The sequence below is a fragment of the Ornithinimicrobium humiphilum genome, assembly GCF_006716885.1.
GTDB lineage: Bacteria > Actinomycetota > Actinomycetes > Actinomycetales > Dermatophilaceae > Ornithinicoccus > Ornithinicoccus humiphilus.
The window spans coordinates 40,444-56,985 of record NZ_VFPU01000002.1; the positions used below are offsets into that span (position 1 = coordinate 40,444).

General features: G+C 72.0%; 14 protein-coding genes. 8 read left to right on the forward strand and 6 right to left on the reverse strand.

Going from position 1 to position 16,542, the window contains the following annotated elements; all coding sequences use genetic code 11:
* Positions 1 to 114: 114 nt before the first annotated feature.
* The 6 genes from metH to FB476_RS13805 all read left to right on the forward strand — a co-directional run bounded on the left by metH (position 115) and on the right by FB476_RS13805 (position 8,646).
* Positions 115 to 3,849: a methionine synthase gene (metH, locus tag FB476_RS13780; protein ID WP_202877040.1), complete on the forward strand. Its 3,735-nt coding sequence runs from the start codon at positions 115 to 117 to the stop codon at positions 3,847 to 3,849.
* A gap of 222 nt (positions 3,850 to 4,071) precedes the next feature.
* Complete coding sequence (locus FB476_RS13785; RefSeq protein ID WP_141820409.1) at positions 4,072 to 5,322, forward strand: quaternary amine ABC transporter ATP-binding protein; 1,251 nt, start codon at positions 4,072 to 4,074, stop codon at positions 5,320 to 5,322.
* The gene (locus FB476_RS13790; RefSeq protein WP_141820411.1) at positions 5,319 to 6,257 is read left to right on the forward strand and encodes an ABC transporter permease; all 939 of its coding nucleotides are present in this window, start codon (positions 5,319 to 5,321) and stop codon (positions 6,255 to 6,257) included. Before FB476_RS13785 ends, FB476_RS13790 begins: the two co-directional genes overlap by 4 nt.
* 56 nt (positions 6,258 to 6,313) lie before the next feature.
* Entirely contained in the window at positions 6,314 to 7,246 is a 933-nt protein-coding gene (locus tag FB476_RS13795; protein ID WP_141820413.1) for a glycine betaine ABC transporter substrate-binding protein, read from the forward strand.
* A 142-nt stretch (positions 7,247 to 7,388) separates the two neighbouring features.
* Positions 7,389 to 8,180, forward strand: a complete 792-nt coding sequence (locus FB476_RS13800; RefSeq protein ID WP_141820415.1) for a methylenetetrahydrofolate reductase — start codon at positions 7,389 to 7,391, stop codon at positions 8,178 to 8,180.
* A 37-nt stretch (positions 8,181 to 8,217) separates the two neighbouring features.
* Positions 8,218 to 8,646: an SRPBCC family protein gene (locus FB476_RS13805; protein ID WP_141820417.1), complete on the forward strand. Its 429-nt coding sequence runs from the start codon at positions 8,218 to 8,220 to the stop codon at positions 8,644 to 8,646.
* A gap of 34 nt (positions 8,647 to 8,680) precedes the next feature.
* Here the strand turns inward: FB476_RS13805 and FB476_RS13810 are convergent, their stop codons facing one another.
* The gene (locus tag FB476_RS13810) at positions 8,681 to 11,356 is read right to left on the reverse strand and encodes a DEAD/DEAH box helicase (protein ID WP_141820419.1); all 2,676 of its coding nucleotides are present in this window, start codon (positions 11,354 to 11,356) and stop codon (positions 8,681 to 8,683) included.
* 122 nt (positions 11,357 to 11,478) lie between these two features.
* Here FB476_RS13810 and FB476_RS13815 point away from each other — a divergent pair, with 122 nt between their 5' ends.
* On the forward strand, positions 11,479 to 11,910 hold the full coding sequence (locus FB476_RS13815) for an aromatic ring-opening dioxygenase LigA (RefSeq protein WP_141820421.1): 432 nt from the start codon (positions 11,479 to 11,481) through the stop codon (positions 11,908 to 11,910).
* A gap of 64 nt (positions 11,911 to 11,974) precedes the next feature.
* The gene (locus tag FB476_RS13820) at positions 11,975 to 12,379 is read left to right on the forward strand and encodes a hypothetical protein (protein ID WP_141820423.1); all 405 of its coding nucleotides are present in this window, start codon (positions 11,975 to 11,977) and stop codon (positions 12,377 to 12,379) included.
* Between the two features lie 6 nt (positions 12,380 to 12,385).
* Here the strand turns inward: FB476_RS13820 and FB476_RS13825 are convergent, their stop codons facing one another.
* From FB476_RS13825 to FB476_RS13845, 5 genes are all read right to left on the reverse strand, one after another.
* Positions 12,386 to 12,793, reverse strand: a complete 408-nt coding sequence (locus tag FB476_RS13825) for a DUF3349 domain-containing protein (protein WP_170233662.1) — start codon at positions 12,791 to 12,793, stop codon at positions 12,386 to 12,388.
* A 5-nt stretch (positions 12,794 to 12,798) separates the two neighbouring features.
* Positions 12,799 to 13,101 carry a hypothetical protein gene (locus FB476_RS13830; protein ID WP_202877041.1) on the reverse strand — a complete coding sequence of 101 codons (303 nt, stop codon included), beginning with the start codon at positions 13,099 to 13,101 and terminating at the stop codon, positions 12,799 to 12,801.
* Positions 13,098 to 14,339 (reverse strand): inorganic phosphate transporter, encoded by a 1,242-nt coding sequence (locus FB476_RS13835; RefSeq protein WP_141820427.1) that lies wholly within the window; start codon positions 14,337 to 14,339, stop codon positions 13,098 to 13,100. Before FB476_RS13835 ends, FB476_RS13830 begins: the two co-directional genes overlap by 4 nt.
* An 80-nt stretch (positions 14,340 to 14,419) precedes the next feature.
* Positions 14,420 to 14,950, reverse strand: coding sequence for a cysteine hydrolase family protein (locus FB476_RS13840; RefSeq protein WP_141820429.1), 531 nt, complete (start codon positions 14,948 to 14,950; stop codon positions 14,420 to 14,422).
* Entirely contained in the window at positions 14,947 to 16,458 is a 1,512-nt protein-coding gene (locus FB476_RS13845; protein WP_420359368.1) for a purine-cytosine permease family protein, read from the reverse strand. Before FB476_RS13845 ends, FB476_RS13840 begins: the two co-directional genes overlap by 4 nt.
* Positions 16,459 to 16,542 lie beyond the last annotated feature (84 nt).

A 16,542-nucleotide genomic window follows, 5' to 3' on the forward strand; every position in this document is an offset into this window, starting at 1 on the left:
GCGGCGGTGCCGGCTGTCGTGACACTAGTGGTCGTGCACCGAGCCTGTACATAGCCTGAGAAGAAAAAACGGACCAGTTCTCGGGACTCCTCGGCCGCCACCTACAGTGGTGAGGTGCAGCCCACCACCCTGGCCACCGAAGCATCCACCGACCTCCACCCCCTGCGCCGCGAGGCGCAGCGAAGGATCCTCGTCCTCGACGGCGGATACGGCTCGATGCTTCAGCAGGTCGAGCTGCACGAGGAGGACTTCCACGGGGTCGGGCCCGGGTGGGAGAAGCACCGGGACACCGCGCTCAAGGGCAACTTCGACCTGCTCGCCCTGACCCGCCCGGAGGTCCTCGCCGACGTGCACCGCGCCTACCTCGAGGCCGGGGCCGACATCCTCACGACCAACACCTTCAGCGCCACCGCGGTGGCGCAGGCCGACTACGGCACCCAGGACCTCGTGCCCGCGATGAACGTCGCGGCGGCACGCGTGGCCCGTCAGGTCGCCGACGAGGTCGCCGCGGCCACCGGCCGGCCCCGGTTCGTCGCCGGCTCGCTCGGCCCGACCAACCGCACGGCCTCCCTCTCCCCGGACGTCGAGCGTCCCGAGCACCGCACGATCACCTACGACCAGCTGCGGCAGGCCTACGCCGAGCAGGCGGCCGCGCTGCTGGAGGGTGGCGTCGACCTGCTCCTTGTCGAGACCGTCTTCGACACCCTCAACGCCAAGGCGGCGCTGCACGCCATCAACGACGTGCAGGCCGCCCGGGCCGCCGAGGGCGCCGTCCCGGTGCCGGTCATGCTCTCAGGCACGATCACCGACGCCTCCGGGCGCACGCTGTCGGGCCAGACGCCGGAGGCCTTCGCGGTCTCGACCGAGCACGTCGACCTCTTCTCGGTCGGCCTCAACTGCGCCCTCGGCGCCGAGGCGATGCGCCCGCACCTGCGCGAGCTGGGCGCGGCCGTCCCGACCCTGACCTCCGTGCACCCCAACGCCGGCCTGCCCAACGCCTTCGGCGGCTACGACGACACCCCCGAGCAGATGGCCGAGGTCCTCGGGTCGATGGCCGAGGAGGGGTTGCTCAACATCGTCGGCGGCTGCTGCGGCACCACCCCCGACCACATCCGCGCGATCTCCGCCGCGGTGGCGGGCGCGGCTCCGCGCACCCCGGCCGAGCCCACGCCATACCTGCGGACGAGCGGGCTGGAGGCCTTCACGCTCACGCCCGACGTCAACTTCGTCAACGTCGGCGAGCGCACCAACATCACCGGCTCGCCCCGCTTCGCCCGGGCCGTGCGGGAGGGCGACTGGGACGCTGCGGTGGCGATCGCCCGCCAGCAGGTCGAGGCCGGTGCCCAGCTCATCGACGTCAACGTCGACGAGGGCATGCTCGACGGCCCGGCGACGATGACGCACTTCCTCAACCTGCTCGCCGGGGAGCCCGACGTCGCCCGCGTGCCGGTGATGATCGACTCCTCCCGCTGGGAGGTGCTCGAGGCCGGGCTGCGCTGCGTCCAGGGCAAGGGCGTGGTCAACAGCATCTCGCTCAAGGACGGCGAGGAGGAGTTCCTGCGCCGAGCCGCGGTCGTGCGCCGCTACGGCGCCGCGGTCGTCGTCATGGCCTTCGACGAGCAGGGGCAGGCCGACACCTACGAGCGCCGGATCGCGGTCTGCGAGCGCGCCTACCGTCTGCTGACCACGCCGTCACCCGCCCTGCCGCACCCGTTCCCGGCGCACGACATCATCTTCGACCCCAACATCCTCACGGTCGCCACGGGCATGCCCGAGCACGACCGCTACGCGCTGGACTTCATCGAGGCGACCCGCTGGATCAAGGAGCACCTGCCCGGCGCACTGGTCTCCGGCGGCGTCTCCAACGTGTCCTTCAGCTTCCGCGGCAACAACGTCGTCCGCGAGGCGATGCACACCGTCTTCCTCTTCCACGCCATCCGCGCCGGCCTGGACATGGGCATCGTCAACGCCGGCATGCTCGGGGTCTACGAGGACATCGAGCCCGAGCTGCGCGAGGCGGTCGAGGACGTCGTCCTGGCGCGGCGCGAGGACGCCACCGAGCGCCTCATCACGCTGGCGGAGCGGATCAAGGCCGAGACCACCGACGGCCCGTCCGCGGCGGCCGGCGAGCGCGCGGCCAAGGCCCTCGCCTGGCGGGACCAGCCCGTCGCCGACCGGCTCCGGCACGCCCTCGTGCACGGCATCGACGCCTACGTCGTCGAGGACGCCGAGGAGGCCTACACCGAGCTCGGGTCCGCGCTGCAGGTCATCGAGGGGCCGCTCATGGCGGGTATGGACGTGGTCGGTGACCTCTTCGGCGCCGGCAAGATGTTCCTGCCCCAGGTGGTGAAGTCGGCGCGGGTCATGAAGCGCGCCGTGGCCCACCTCACCCCCTACCTGGAGGCCGCCAAGGCCGAGCAGGGGCTCGGCTCCGGCAAGGGCCGCATCGTGATGGCCACCGTCAAGGGCGACGTCCACGACATCGGCAAGAACATCGTCGGGGTCGTCCTCGGCTGCAACGGCTACGAGGTGCACGACCTCGGGGTGATGGTCCCCGCCGAGCGGATCCTCGACGCGGCCGCGGAGCTGGGCGCCGACCTCGTCGGCGTCTCCGGCCTCATCACGCCGAGCCTGGACGAGATGGTCTCGCTGGCCGCCGAGATGCAACGGCGAGGCCTGAGCACGCCCCTGCTCGTCGGCGGGGCCACGACCTCGGTCGCGCACACCGCGGTGAAGATCGACCCGGCCTACGACGGCACCGTCGTGCACGTCACCGACGCCTCGCGCGCCGTGGGGGTGGCGGCCGACGCCATCAACCACGAGGAGAAGCTGCGCGAGCGGATCGCCTCGGACTACGCCTCGCTGCGGGAGCGCCACGGCGAGAAGAACGTCCGGCTCGTCCCGCTCGAGGAGGCGCGCTCCCGCTCCCGGGCCGTCACCGAGCCCGTGCCGGTCGCCCCGTCCCTCGTCGGGACCCGCGTGGTCGAGCCCCCGCTGGAGGAGCTCGTCGAGATCGTCGACTGGACGCCCTTCTTCACCGCCTGGGAGCTCCGCGGCACCTACCCCCGCATCCTGGAGGACCCCCGGATCGGGGAGCAGGCCCGCACCACCTTCGAGGACGGCCGGCGCTGGCTGCGACGACTGATCGACGAGGGTGCGCTGCGCGCCCGCGGCGTCGTCGGCCTGTGGCCCGCGCACCGGGCGGACAACGGCGACGACATCGTGCTCGAGGGGCCCGTCGACGCCGACGGCCGGCCCGTGGTCCTGCACGGCCTGCGCCAGCAGCGCGAGCGCAGCCAGGGAGGCTACGCCTCCATCGCCGACTTCGTCGCGCCCGAGGGCGACCACGTCGGGGCGTTCGCCGTCTCCGTCCACGGCGCGGAGGAGCTCACCGCCCGGCTCCGCGACGAGGAGCACGACGACTACGGCGCGATCATGGTGCAGGTGCTCGCCGACCGCCTCGCCGAGGCCTTCGCCGAGTGGCTCCACCGGGAGGTGCGCCGCGACCTGTGGGGCTACGCCGCCGACGAGGACCTGCCGCTCGAGCAGCTCATCCGCGAGCGCTACCAGGGCATCCGTCCGGCGCCGGGCTATCCGGCCCAGCCCGACCACACCGAGAAGCAGACGCTCTGGCGGCTGCTCGACGCCGAGGCGCAGGCGGGCATGACGTTGACCGAGCACGGCGCCATGCGGCCCGGCTCGGCGGTGTCCGGCCTGCTGCTGGGGCACCCTGACGCACGCTACTTCTCGGTGGGCCGCATCGACCGCGACCAGGTCGCCGACTACGCGGCCCGGAAGGGCTGGTCGGTCGAGGAGGCCGAGCGTTGGCTGGGTCCGCTGCTGGCCTGATTCGTCGTTGTTGAAGCGTCACGTCATATAACGAAGTGATCACGGTGTGATCACGAAATGCATCTGGATTGGATTTTCCACGTCCCGTCTGTCTACTGTCGAGGACGACTCCTCCGCGCTTCCAGCGCCCTCCCACCGGGTCTGCTCCCGGCTGGGAAGGCGCAGTTCCGTGCTGCCCGGGGACCGTCGAGCCCGTGACCGACGACGGAGGGAATCCGTTTCGTGCCCGTCCTTTCCGCAGACCATCTCTACAAGATCTTCGGCCGCCGACCCGCCCGCGGCGTCGAGGCCCTCCGCGCCGGCGCCACTCGTGAGGAGCTGCGCGCCCAGGGCCTGACGCCGGCCGTGGTCGACGCCTCCTTCGACGTGCACGCCGGCGAGATCTTCGTCGTCATGGGCCTGTCCGGGTCGGGCAAGTCGACCCTGATCCGGATGCTCAACGGCCTTCACCCGGCCACCGCCGGCGACGTCGTGATCGACGGCCAGAACCTGGCGGGCCTCCGTGGGGAGGCGCTGCGCCGGGTGCGGCGCGAGAAGATCTCGATGGTCTTCCAGCACTTCGCCCTCCTTCCCCACCGCACCGTCGGCGAGAACGCCGCCTACGGCCTGCAGGTGCGCGGGGTCAACCGCTCCGAGCGCGAGGCGCGGGCGGCCAAGGCCCTGGCGATGGTCGGGCTCGAGGGCTGGGGCGGCTCGCTGCCCGGCGAGCTCTCCGGGGGTATGCAGCAGCGCGTCGGCCTGGCCCGCGCCCTCGCCGCCGGCACCGACGTGCTGCTCATGGACGAGGCCTTCAGCGCGCTCGACCCACTCATCCGCCGCGAGATGCAGGACCAGCTCGTCGACCTGCAGCAGCGCCTCGACAAGACCGTCGTCTTCATCACCCACGACCTCAACGAGGCGATGCGGCTGGGCGACCGGGTCGCGATGATGCGCGACGGCCGGATCGAGCAGATCGGCACCGCGCAGCAGATCCTCGACGACCCGAAGAACAACTACGTGGCGCAGTTCGTGCAGGACGTCGACCGCGCCAAGGTGCTGACCGCCGGTGCGGTGATGGAGCCCCCGGCCGTGACGATCGGGCCCGACCAGGGACCCCAGCTGGCGCACAAGCTCATCCGCGAGCACCAGCTCGACGCGCTCCCGGTCGTCCGTCGGGACCGCACCCCGGTCGGGGTCGTGCTCCCGGGCGAGGTGGCCGCCGCCGTCCGCGCGGGCCGTGACCGGCTCCCGCTGACCGAGCGCAGCGCGACGACCGTGACGGTCGGCACGCCGCTGGCCGACCTGCTCGCCGACGCCGCCCGCCGCCAGAGCCCGCTGCTCGTCGTCGACGACGAGGGTCGCCTCGCCGGGCTCATCCCCCAGGTCACCCTGCTCGCCGCGCTCTCGGGCGAGCCCACCGACGAGGTGCTGGCGCACGACATACCCGACTCCCCCGAAGAGCTGACCGACGACAGCAAGGTGGTGGCGCCGTGAGCTCGACCGACGCCCTGCTCCCCCGGATCCCGGTCGGCACCTGGGTCGACACCGCCTTCGACTGGGTCGACGACAACCTCGGCGTGCTGCTGGACCTCTTCCGCGACGTGATGACGGTGGTGGTCGAGGGCCTGGTGGACCTGCTCATGTGGCCCCCGCCGCTCGTCCTGGTCGCGGTGCTGGCGCTGCTCGCCTGGGTGGTCGCCTCCTGGCGGCTGGCCGTGGGCACCGCGCTCGGCCTGGCCCTGGTCGTCTCGATGGGCATCTGGCTGCCGGCGATGCAGACCCTGGCCCTGGTCGCCGTCGCGACGGTCGTCGCGGTGGCGATCGCGATCCCCGTCGGCGTGCTCGCCGCGCGCAACGACGCGGTGAGCGCGGTGGTCCGCCCGGTGCTCGACCTCATGCAGACGATGCCCGGCTTCGTCTACCTCATCCCGGCGGTGACCTTCTTCTCGATCGGGCTGGTGCCCGGCATCTTCGCCACGATCATCTTCGCGCTGCCCCCGGGCGTGCGGCTCACCGAGCTCGGCATCCGCCAGGTCGACCGCGAGACGGTCGAGGCGGGCGAGTCCTTCGGCGCCTCGCCCTGGCAGATCCTGCGCGGCGTCCAGCTGCCGCTGGCGGTGCCGACCATCATGGCCGGCGTCAACCAGGTGATCATGCTCGCGCTGTCGATGGCCGTCATCGCCGGCTTCACCGGTGCCGACGGGCTGGGCAAGCTCGTGGTCGAGTCCATCGCCCGCCTCAACACCCCGCTCGGGGTCGAGGCCGGGCTGGGCGTGGTGATCCTCGCGATCTACCTCGACCGCGTCACCGCCGCCCTCGGCGACCCCGGCAGGCACCCCCGCTCGCTGCTGGCGCTGGCGCGCGCCCGCCGGGCGGCCGCCACGCCGGCCCCGACCACGACCACCGCTCCCGCGGCGACCCCGCGGTGACCCCCCATCGCCCGCTGACCCACCCGTTTGATCCCCACCGAGAGGAACCCCGAACGATGAGGACCCACCCCCGCACTCCCCGCACCCGCGCCGGAGCGGTCGTCGCCAGCCTGGCCGGCGCCGCCCTCGTGCTCACCGCCTGCGGCGACGGCGGCTCCGACGACACCTCCGGCTCCGAGGGCTCCGGCGGCGACGCCGGCACCATCACCCTCGGCTTCCTGCCGTCCTGGACCGACGGCCTGTCGATGGCGCACCTGCTCGAGCACCAGCTCGGCGAGATGGGCTACACCGTCGAGATGGAGACGCTCACCGAGGCCGCGCCGCTCTACACCGGCCTGGCCAACGGCGACGTCGACATGTATCCCTCGGCCTGGCCGGAGGTGACCCACGCCGACTACATGGAGGAGTACGGCGACCGCATCGAGGACCTCGGCGCCTACTACGACGGCGCGGTCCTGACGATCGCGGTGCCGGAGTACGTCGACATCGACTCGATGGAGGAGCTCAAGGACAACGCCGACCGGTTCGGCAACCGCATCGTGGGCATCGAGCCCGGCGCCGGCCTGACCGGGGTGACGCAGGACAGCATGATGCCCGCCTACGGCCTCGAGGACTGGGAGCTCGTGACCTCCTCGACGACCGCGATGCTGAGCGAGCTGAGCAGCGCGGTGGCCGACGAGGAGGACATCGTCGTCACCCTGTGGCGCCCGTTCTGGGCCTACACCGAGTTCCCGATGAAGGACCTCGAGGACCCCGAGGGCGCCATGGGCGATCCCGAGGGCCTGCACTTCCTCGGCACCGACGGCTTCGCCGAGGAGCACCCCGAGGTCGCCGAGTGGCTCGGCCAGCTGACGCTGACCGACGAGGAGTACGGCTCCCTGGAGGACATGGTCGTCAACGAGTACGGCGAGGGCCGCGAGTCCGAGGCCGTCGAGGCCTGGCTCGAGGCCAACCCGGACGTGCTGCCGGAGCTGCCCGCGACCCGCTGACCAGCAGTCCCGGCGCCCGGCGCCTGCTCCCGTCCCGTGAACGTCCGTCGTGACGTCCATGGGACGGGTGCTTTCATCGAAGCATCTTCGACCGTGCGGCTGATTTCGCGACCCGCGTCGAAGGTTGACACACTGTACGTCGATGACGACACCCCAGCCCCGCACCGCCGAGACCCGCATCTCGGTCGAGCTCGTCCCCCGCAGCGCGGAGTCGCTCACCGCCGAGATGGCCGAGATCGCCCAGCGGCTGCCCGGGGTGACGACCATCAACGTCCCCGACCTGCTCAAGTTCCCCCTGCGCAGCTGGGACGCCTGCGGGGTGGTCCGGGGCGCTCCCGCCCGGGCCGACGGCACGGCATACCCCGTCATCCCGCACGTGCGCGCGGCCGACGTGGACCCCGACGCCCCGCTCCCGATGGCCGAGGCGATCCGTGCGCACGGGATCACGGAGGTGCTGGTGGTCTCCGGCGACGACGCCGACTACTTCACCCACCACACCTATCCCGTCGACGCGGTCGACGTCATCCGCCGCTTCCGCGCAGAGCTGCCCGAGGTGCGCGTCTACGCCGGTCTCGACCCCTACCGCAGCGGCATCGCCACCGAGATGCGCTATCTCGAGCGCAAGCTGTCGGCCGGTGCCGTCGGCGTCTTCACCCAGCCCTTCTTCGACACCTCCTACATGGCGACCTGGGGTCGGGTGCTGCCCTCCGACATCGAGGTGTGGTGGGGCGCGACGACCGTCACCACCCAGGCCTCGATCGGCTACTGGCGGCGCCGCAACCTGGTCGCCTTCCCCCGCGACTTCGAGCCCACGCTGGCGTGGCAGCGCGACTACGCTCGGCGCGCGATCGACGCGGCGGGGGAGCAGGGGCAGAACATCTACCTCATGCCGGTGCGCACCTCCGTGCTCGACTACCTGGAGGGCGTCATCTAGTCCGTCGGTCCGTGGCAGAGTGGCTCGAGGAGGTCTCATGGACGACACCGCAGAGCTCGTGGTCACCCAGCAGGTCGCCGCGCCCCGGGAGGAGGTGTGGGCGCTCTGGACGGACGCCGAGGTCTGGGCCCGGTGGTGGTGGCCGCACTGGCCCGACAGCAGGTATGCCGTGGACGCCCGGCCCGGCGGGGCCTACCACGCCCGCAGCGTGCAGGGGCAGGCCGGCGTGGAGGGCACCTTCGTCGCGGTCGAGGCGCCCCGCGCGCTCGAGCTGACGTGGCGCTGGGACGGGGCCGGGACCGAGGACGCGGTGATCGTCACGCTGGAGCCTGAGGGCGACGGCACGCTCGTCACCGTCCGACATCGCACGGACCCGACGAGCACCGACGACTACCGGACGGGCTGGGAGTTCGTGCTGGGCAACCTCGCGAGGGTGGTGGCCGAGGGCCGGGACGGGCACCACTAGGGCGCACCGGGGCAGCTCCCCCGAGGTCGGGGCCTCAGAGCCGTCGCATCGCGGTGGCCAGCAGCACCGGCTCGCCGACCTCGTCGGAGGCGTCCAGGTCGCACTCGGCCTCGATCACCCAGTCGAGGTCGCCCTCGGGGTCGGAGATCGTCTGCACGACGCGCCACACCCGGCCGGGGCGGCCCTCGGTGATCGCCGAGTGCTCGCCCGCGAGGGGCTCCACGCGCAGCCGCTGCGGCCCGCGGGCGTCGGCGTCGAGCAGCACCTCGTCGTGGTCCTCGTAGTAGGTCTCCAGCGCGTCGTCCCAGTCCGAGCTCGACATGAGCGGCTCCCGCGGCGGCTCGGGCAGGGCGGCGACCTGGGCCTCGAGCTCGCCCAGCGCGTTCCAGCCGTCGTCGGCGACCAGCTCGACCCGGCGCCAGGCGGCGTTGCGCACCATGACGCGGAAGGCCCGCTCGTTGCTCGTGATCGGACGGGCCGGTGGAGCCGGCGCACCGGAGGCCGCGCGCGCGGCGGCGGCCGCGACGAGCTCGGGGTCGGTGAGCGCCTCCCACTCCTCCAGCAGCGAGGAGTCGGTCTGGCGGATGGTCTCGCCGAGCCAGTGCACCAGGTCCTCCAGGTCCTCGGTCATCGCCGAGGAGGGCAGCGTCTGCCGGATCGTCCGGTAGCAGTCGGTGAGGTAGCGCAGCAGCACGCCCTCGGACCGGGAGAGCTGGTAGTAGCCGACGTACTCGGTGAAGCTCATCGCGCGCTCCCACATGTCGCGCACGACGGCCTTGGGCGACAGCGCGTCCAGCGGCACCCACGGGTGGCTCTGGCGGTAGGTCGCCAGCGCCTCCTCGAGCAGCTCGGCGTGCGGCCGCGGCCACGTGACGTCCTCGAGCAGCGTCATCCGCTCGTCGTAGTCGATGCCGTCGGCCTTCATCTGCCCGACGGCCTCGCCCCGGGCACGGTAGCGCTGGGCGAGCAGCACCGGCATCGGATCGTCGAGCACGGCCTCGACCACGGACAGCACGTCGAGGGGGTAGGCCGGGTCGTCGCGGTCGAAGAGCTCGACGGCGGCGAGCGCGAAGGGCGCCAGCGGCTGGTTGAGGGCGAAGTTGTCCTGCACCCCGGGGGCCAGGTCGAGGGTCCGCCCGTCCGGGCCCGGAGTCTCCCGGCGCACCAGGATGCCGCTGTCGAGCATCGAGCGGCCGAGCGCGATCGCCTTCCTGGCCAGTCGCGCCTGGGCCTTCGGCTGCTCGTGGTTGTCGCGGAGCAGCCTCGCCAGGTTGGTCACCGGGTCACCGGCGCGGGCGACGGTGTTGATGATCACCGAGTGGTCGACCTTCATCCGGGAGACCAGCGGCTCCGGGGCGGAGGCGACGAGCTTGTCGTAGGTCTCCTCGGTCCAGGAGACGAAGCCCTCCGGCGGCTTCTTCTTCTGGATCTTGCGCTGCTTCTTCGGGTCGTCCCCCGCACGCTCCACGGCACGCGCGTTCTCGATGACGTGCTCGGGCGCCTGCACCACGACATACCCCACGGTGTCGTAGCCCGCGCGCCCCGCCCGCCCGGCGATCTGGTGGAACTCGCGGGCACGCAGGATACGCGAGCGCGAGCCGTCGTACTTGGCCAGCCCGGTGAAGAGCACCGTGCGGATCGGCACGTTGATGCCGACGCCGAGGGTGTCGGTGCCGCAGATGACCTTGAGCAGGCCGTCCTGGGCGAGCTGCTCGACGAGCCGGCGGTAGCGGGGCAGCATGCCCGCGTGGTGCACGCCCACCCCGTGGCGGACCAGCTTGGACAGCGTCCGTCCGAAGCCCGCGGTGAACCGGAACGCCCCGATGCGCTCCCGCACCGCCTCCTTCTCGTCCTTGGTCAGCAGCTGCACCGACATCAGCGACTGCGCCCGCTCGAGGGCGTCCTTCTGGGTGAAGTGCACGACGTAGACGGGGGCCTGGCGCTCCTGGAGCAGGTCGGTCACGGTCTCGGGCACCGGGGTCATCGCCCAGCTGAAGTGCAGCGGGACGGGCCGCTCCACGCCGGTGACCTGCGCGGTCTCCCGGCCGGTCCGCCGGGTGAGGTCCTCGGCGATCCCCGAGACGTCGCCGAGGGTGGCCGACATCAGCACGAACTGCGCCTGCGGGAGCGTGAGCAGCGGCACCTGCCAGGCCCAGCCCCGGTCGGGCTCGGCGTAGTAGTGGAACTCGTCCATGACGACCATGCCCACGTCGGCCTGCTCGCCCTCGCGCAGCGCGATGTTGGCGAGCACCTCGGCGGTGCACACGATGATCGGGGCGTCGGCGTTGACGGAGGCGTCGCCGGTGAGCATGCCCACGTTGTCGGCGCCGAAGACGCGGCAGAGGTCGAAGAACTTCTCGCTCACGAGCGCCTTGATCGGCGCGGTGTAGAAGGTCACGCGCGGCTCGGCCGCTCCCCCGCCCGCACGGGTGCCGTCCTGACCCGCCAGGGCGAGGTATGCCGCGGCCGTCGCCACCAGCGACTTGCCGCTGCCGGTCGGCGTCGAGAGCACGAGGTTGGAGCCCTCGAGCAGGTGCAGGACCGACTCCTCCTGGTGCGGGTAGAGCGGTGTCCCCCGCTCCTGGGCCCACTCCGCGAAGACCTCGTAGAGGGCGTCGGGGTCACCGGCGGCCCGGCCCGGCGGGATGCGGTCGGTCAGCGTCCGGGGGTCGGTGGCGGGCGGGTGGGCGGCGGCGGGCTCGGCAGGCATCCCGTCCATTGTCCGTCATCGCGGCGTCGCGCGGGTCGACTCCGGGACCACCGGTGGCGACTTGGCAGGAACGGCCCCTCGGCCCTACTCTATTTCTGTCTCCGACGAAAGGTAGTAGGAAAATGCGCACCAGCCGCACCATGGGAACGATCCTCGCGATCCTCGGTCTCGTCTTCATCGTCGCGGGTGGTGTGACCTACGTGATGGTGAGCCAGGAGCTGAGCCGGGCCAACGTCACGGTGGCCGACGACGCCGCCTTCCTGGCGGGCGACCACGTGGACGGCCCGTTCTCGGCCTTCGCCCAGGCCCAGATCATCGACAAGCACGCGCTGGACTCGACCGGAGGCAAGACCTACGCCGAGCTCGACCGTGAGGACCCGCTGCGGGCCGTCGCGATGAACGCCTCGTTCCTGCGCGCCTCGCTCTTCACCTCGGTCGTCGCCTTCGGTGTCGCGACGATGGCCATGGGCGTCGGGGCCGGCATGATCGTCGGCGGCATCGGGCTGCGCGCCCGTCCCGCCGCGGTGCGCGACGAGGTCGCCGCGACCGTCTGACCTTCCCCCAGCACCCGCGAAGGGCCGGCCTGCTCACGGGCCGGCCCTTCGTCATACTGGGACGATGCTGTCGACCGACCTGGCCCGCCGCCTGCTCGCCGCGGGCCTGAACTGGTCACCGATGCCCGGCGACCGCTTCGTGGTCGACCGGCCGGGCCTGGCCGAGGAGGTCTTCTACCTGGCCGACATGACCGTCGAGGTCCACGAGTTCGTCGGCGGCAGCGTCATCGGCTTCAACGGCGTCGCCGAGTGGGCGCTCGACTCGGTCGCCCTCGAGGAGACGGTGTGGCTGCCGCGGGAGGACCAGCTGCGCGCGGTGCTCGGGCACGACTTCGTCGGGCTCGGCCGCACCGAGGAGGGGTATGCCGTGGTGGCGCTGGTCGGGGGGACACCCACGACGCTCGTCCACCGGGACGCCGAGGAGGCCTACGGCCTCGCGGTGCTCGAGGTGCTGCGCTCGCGCATCTGAGCGGGACTACGGCCGGTCGGCCCCGTCGGGGCCGGGCTCCTGCAGGTCGACCTCCGAGGTCTCGGCGTCGGGCTCGTCGTCGGGCTCGTCGTCCTCGGGGAACTCCTCGCCGTCGACCGGGTAGCCGGCCTCCCGCAGCAGCGCGGTGACGCGCTCCACGTCGGCCTCGTAGGGGTCCTGGAGGGAGTACTCGCGGATGAGCTCGCGGATGCGCTCGGAGGTCACGCCCAGCTCGCGCTGCTGGGCGAGCAGCTCGACGATCTCGGCGATCTCGTCCTCGTGCAGGCGGCGGCGGAGCACACCGAGCAGCGCGACGTAGTCACCGGTGGGGATGCCCTCGGGATAACCGGCGCGAAGCCACGTCACGACCCGGCCGATGACCCCTGGGCGACGACCCTGCCCCGTCTGCTCCACAGACCTCACTCCTCCCTCCGGACCGTGGGCACCATGCCCTCCAGCCCGAGCTCGACCCCGAACCCACCGCCGACGATGACCGCCAGCCCGAGCAGGACACCCAGACCCACCAGCGCGAAGCAGACGTAGGCCAGCAGGCGTCCCATCGGCTGGGGGCGACCCTGGACCACCTCGGCGTCGCCGCCGTCGCCCCACGCCAGCGCGCGGATGCCCAGCGCGAAGACGGCGGGCAGTCCCGCTCCCAGCAGTAGTCCGACGAAGAGTACCTGGGCCGCCCCCTCGAGGGCGTGACCGACCAGCGCGCTCACCGCTCCACCTCCGTCCGGGTCGCGGCGGACGACTCCTGGGCCAGACCGTCGGCGGTCCCGTCCTCCCACTCGGCGTTGACGTTGTGGCGGTTGACCGGACGGCGGCGCGAGTGCAGGAACATCCAGCCGCACGCGGCCACGAGGATGGCCGTCATGACGACGGCCGCCAGACCGCCCCCGCCGAAGAGCCGGCCGACCCACCAGGTGATGGCGCCCGCGATGGCGGCCATCGGCAGCGTGATGAGCCAGGCGATGACCATGCGGCCGGCGACGCCCCAGCGCACGTCGGCGCGACGCCCCACGCCCGAGCCGAGGATCGAGCCGGTCGCGACGTGGGTGGTGGAGATGGCGAAGCCCATGTGGCTGGCCGTGAGGATGACTGCGGCGGAGGCGGACTCGGCCGCCATGCCCTGCGGCGAGGAGATCTCCACGAGGCCCTTGCCCAGGGTCCGGATGATCCGCCAGCCGCCGAGGTAGGTGCCGAGGGCGATGGCCATCGCGCAGGAGGCCTTGACCCAGAAGGGGACGTTGCCGGTGTCGGCCCAGTGGCCCGTGGCGATCAGCGCCAGGGTGATGATGCCCATCGTCTTCTGGGCGTCGTTGGTGCCGTGCGCGAGCGAGACCAGGGAGGCCGAGCCGATCTGGCCCCAGCGGAAGCCGCGCTCACGGTAGCGCTTCGCGACGCCCTGGGTGATCTTGTAGACGAGCGCCGTGCCGACCGCGGCGACGATGATCGCGATCGCCGGGGACATCACCGCCGGGAGCACGACCTTGCCGACCACGCCGTCGAGGCCGGAGCCGTCACCGACCCACTTCACCCCGTCCCACCCGAGGGAGGCCACGGTCGCGCCGATAAGGCCTCCGAAGAGCGCGTGGGAGGACGAGGACGGCAGCCCGAGCAGCCACGTCACGACGTTCCACAGGATCGCGCCGACGAGGCCGGCCAGGATGACGACGAGGAGCGACAACCCCCCGTCGCCGATCAGCTCCGGGCGTGGGGATCCGTCCGGTGCCTGGATGTCGATGACCGAGTTGGTGACGGTCAGGGCCACCTCGATCGACAGGAAGGCGCCGACGAGGTTGAGGACAGCCGACAGGGCCACCGCCCTCCGCGGGGTCAGTGCCCCCGTGGCGATGGACGTGGCCATGGCGTTGGCGGTGTCGTGGAAACCGTTGGTGAAGTCGAAGGCCAGGGCCACGACGATCACCAGCACCAGGACGATCAGCTCGGCGCTCACGGGGCACCATTGTGCACCGTCCGGCGCCTCTTCCTGGCACGCCGACGGAAGCGCCCCCCGTCAGGGCGTGAAACCGCCGGTCAGCTGCGGACGACGATCTGCGGCGCGTAGAGACGCATCGCCGCCAGCGCCCGCTCGTGCGCCTCGTCGGTCGACCCGGCGCACGCTTGCGGCACGACCTCGACGAAGCAGCCTGCGTCGGCGGCCGCGAGGGCCGTCGAGAGCACGCAGCAGTCGGTGGCGACCCCGGCGAGCACCAGGTGGGCGTGCTCGCCGGTGACCGCAGCCAGGCCGGGGCCCCACTTGCCGAAGGTCGGCTCCGAGACCACGTGAGGGATCCCGAGGGAGGCCACCTCGGGCACCAGGTCGAAGATCGGGTCGTCGGGGTCGCGGTCGGCGAACGGGAAGGTCTCGAAGTAGGGCACCCACGAGCCCTGCTTCACCCGCGGGGGCACCCACCGGGTGGCTACCGCACGCTCGCCGTGCTCGGCGACGAGCTCGCGGACCGGATCCACGGTCTCGGCGAAGCGCGGGGCCACCCACTCCGAGGCGGGGTCGGCGAAGATCGCCTGGGCGTCGATGACGACCAGCCAGGGGTCGGGGGAGGTCACCGCGAGACCGCCGGGGCCTGCTCGTCGGCGGCGCGGGTCGGGCCGTCCTGCTCCTGTCGACGGACCGTGCCTCGGCGCGCCAGGAGGGTGACGACGAACCCGAGGACGAGGGCGACCAGGACGCCGATGTTGGCGAAGGCCCAGGTGCCGTCCTTGCCGCCCAGCGGGCCGAGCAGGTAGCCCTGCCAGTTGTTCCAGGCTGCGTCCTCGGCGAAGAGGTTGATGACCAGGCCCCACCCGATGACCGAGGCCACCGCCATCGTGCCGACCGAGGTCCAGTCCCAGGCGCCGTAGCGGCCGCGGGCGTCGAAGAGCGCGCGCTCGTCGTAGTCCTTGCGGCGCAGGGCGATGTCGGCCATGAGGATGCCGGCCCAGGCGGCGAGCGGCACGCCGAGGGTGATGAGGAAGCTCTGGAAGGGACCGAGGAAGCTCTCGGCGAAGAAGACGACCCAGATCGTGCCGACGGTGAGGATGACCCCGTCGATGCCGGCGGCAGCCGGGCGCGGGATGTCGATGCCGAGCGAGAGCAGCGTCAGGCCCGAGGAGTAGATGCCGAGCACGGCACCGCTGACGAGGGCGAGGACGGCGGCGACGAGGAAGGGCACGAGGAACCAGTTGGGCAGGATCGTGGCCAGCGTGCCGATCGGGTCGTTGGCGATGCCCTCCTCGAGGTCGGGACGGGAGCCGACGAGGAGCAGGCCGTAGCCGACGAGGAGCACCACGGGCAGCGCGCCGCCGAGGGTGTTCCAGAAGACGATCCGGCTGCCGGGCGTGCTGCGGCGCTGGTAGCGCGACCAGTCGGCGGCGATGTTGATCCAGCCCAGGCCGAAGCCGGTCATGACCATGACGAGGGCGCCGATGACCGACTCGGTCGAGCCGCCCTCGCGCAGGGTCACCGTCGACAGGTCGACGAGGTGGAAGGTCATCGCGATGTAGACGATCGTGATGACGCCCGTCACCCACGTCAGGATCGACTGCAGCCGCATGATCGTGTGGTAGCCGGCGACCGAGGCCAGCACGATGAGCGCGGTGACCACGAGGGTCGCGATGACCTTGGTCGAGGTGCCGCTGGCCCAGCCCAGCTCGCGGAAGACGGTGGCGGTCGCGAGCACGGCCATGATGGCGAGGAAGGTCTCCCAGCCGATCGAGACCAGCCAGGACACCACGCCGGGCACCTTCTGCCCCTGCACGCCGAAGGCGGCGCGCGAGAGCACCATCGTCGGTGCCGAGCCGCGCTTGCCGGCGATCGCGATGATGCCGCAGAAGAAGAAGGACAGCACGATGCCGACCACCGCGACGACGAGGGCCTGGCCGAAGGAGATGCCGAAGCCGTAGACGAAGGCGGCGTAGCTCATTCCGAAGACCGAGACGTTGGCGGCGAACCACGGCCAGAAGAGGTCCGCGGGGCGGGCGGTGCGTTCCGCCTCGTCGATCACCTCGATGCCGTTGGTCTCGACCAGGGCGCGCTCGGCTCTGGTGAGGGTGGTGCCGGCAGATTGTTCACTCATGAGCATAAGCGTGCCACAGGGGTGGTGGGCCGCGGTCGGCGCCGCGCGGAGGTGGCGCGGTGCGTCATACCGTGCCTAGGGTGC

Coding starts and splice junctions, on each gene's coding strand:
- FB476_RS13810 (WP_141820419.1), bottom strand. CDS start 11,356: ATGCCTGCCGAGCCCGCCGCCGCCCACCCGCCCGCCACCGACCCCCGG.
- FB476_RS13845 (WP_420359368.1), bottom strand. CDS start 16,458: ATGAGTGAACAATCTGCCGGCACCACCCTCACCAGAGCCGAGCGCGCC.
- FB476_RS13795 (WP_141820413.1), top strand. CDS start 6,314: ATGAGGACCCACCCCCGCACTCCCCGCACCCGCGCCGGAGCGGTCGTC.
- FB476_RS13820 (WP_141820423.1), top strand. CDS start 11,975: ATGCTGTCGACCGACCTGGCCCGCCGCCTGCTCGCCGCGGGCCTGAAC.
- FB476_RS13805 (WP_141820417.1), top strand. CDS start 8,218: ATGGACGACACCGCAGAGCTCGTGGTCACCCAGCAGGTCGCCGCGCCC.
- FB476_RS13815 (WP_141820421.1), top strand. CDS start 11,479: ATGCGCACCAGCCGCACCATGGGAACGATCCTCGCGATCCTCGGTCTC.
- FB476_RS13800 (WP_141820415.1), top strand. CDS start 7,389: ATGACGACACCCCAGCCCCGCACCGCCGAGACCCGCATCTCGGTCGAG.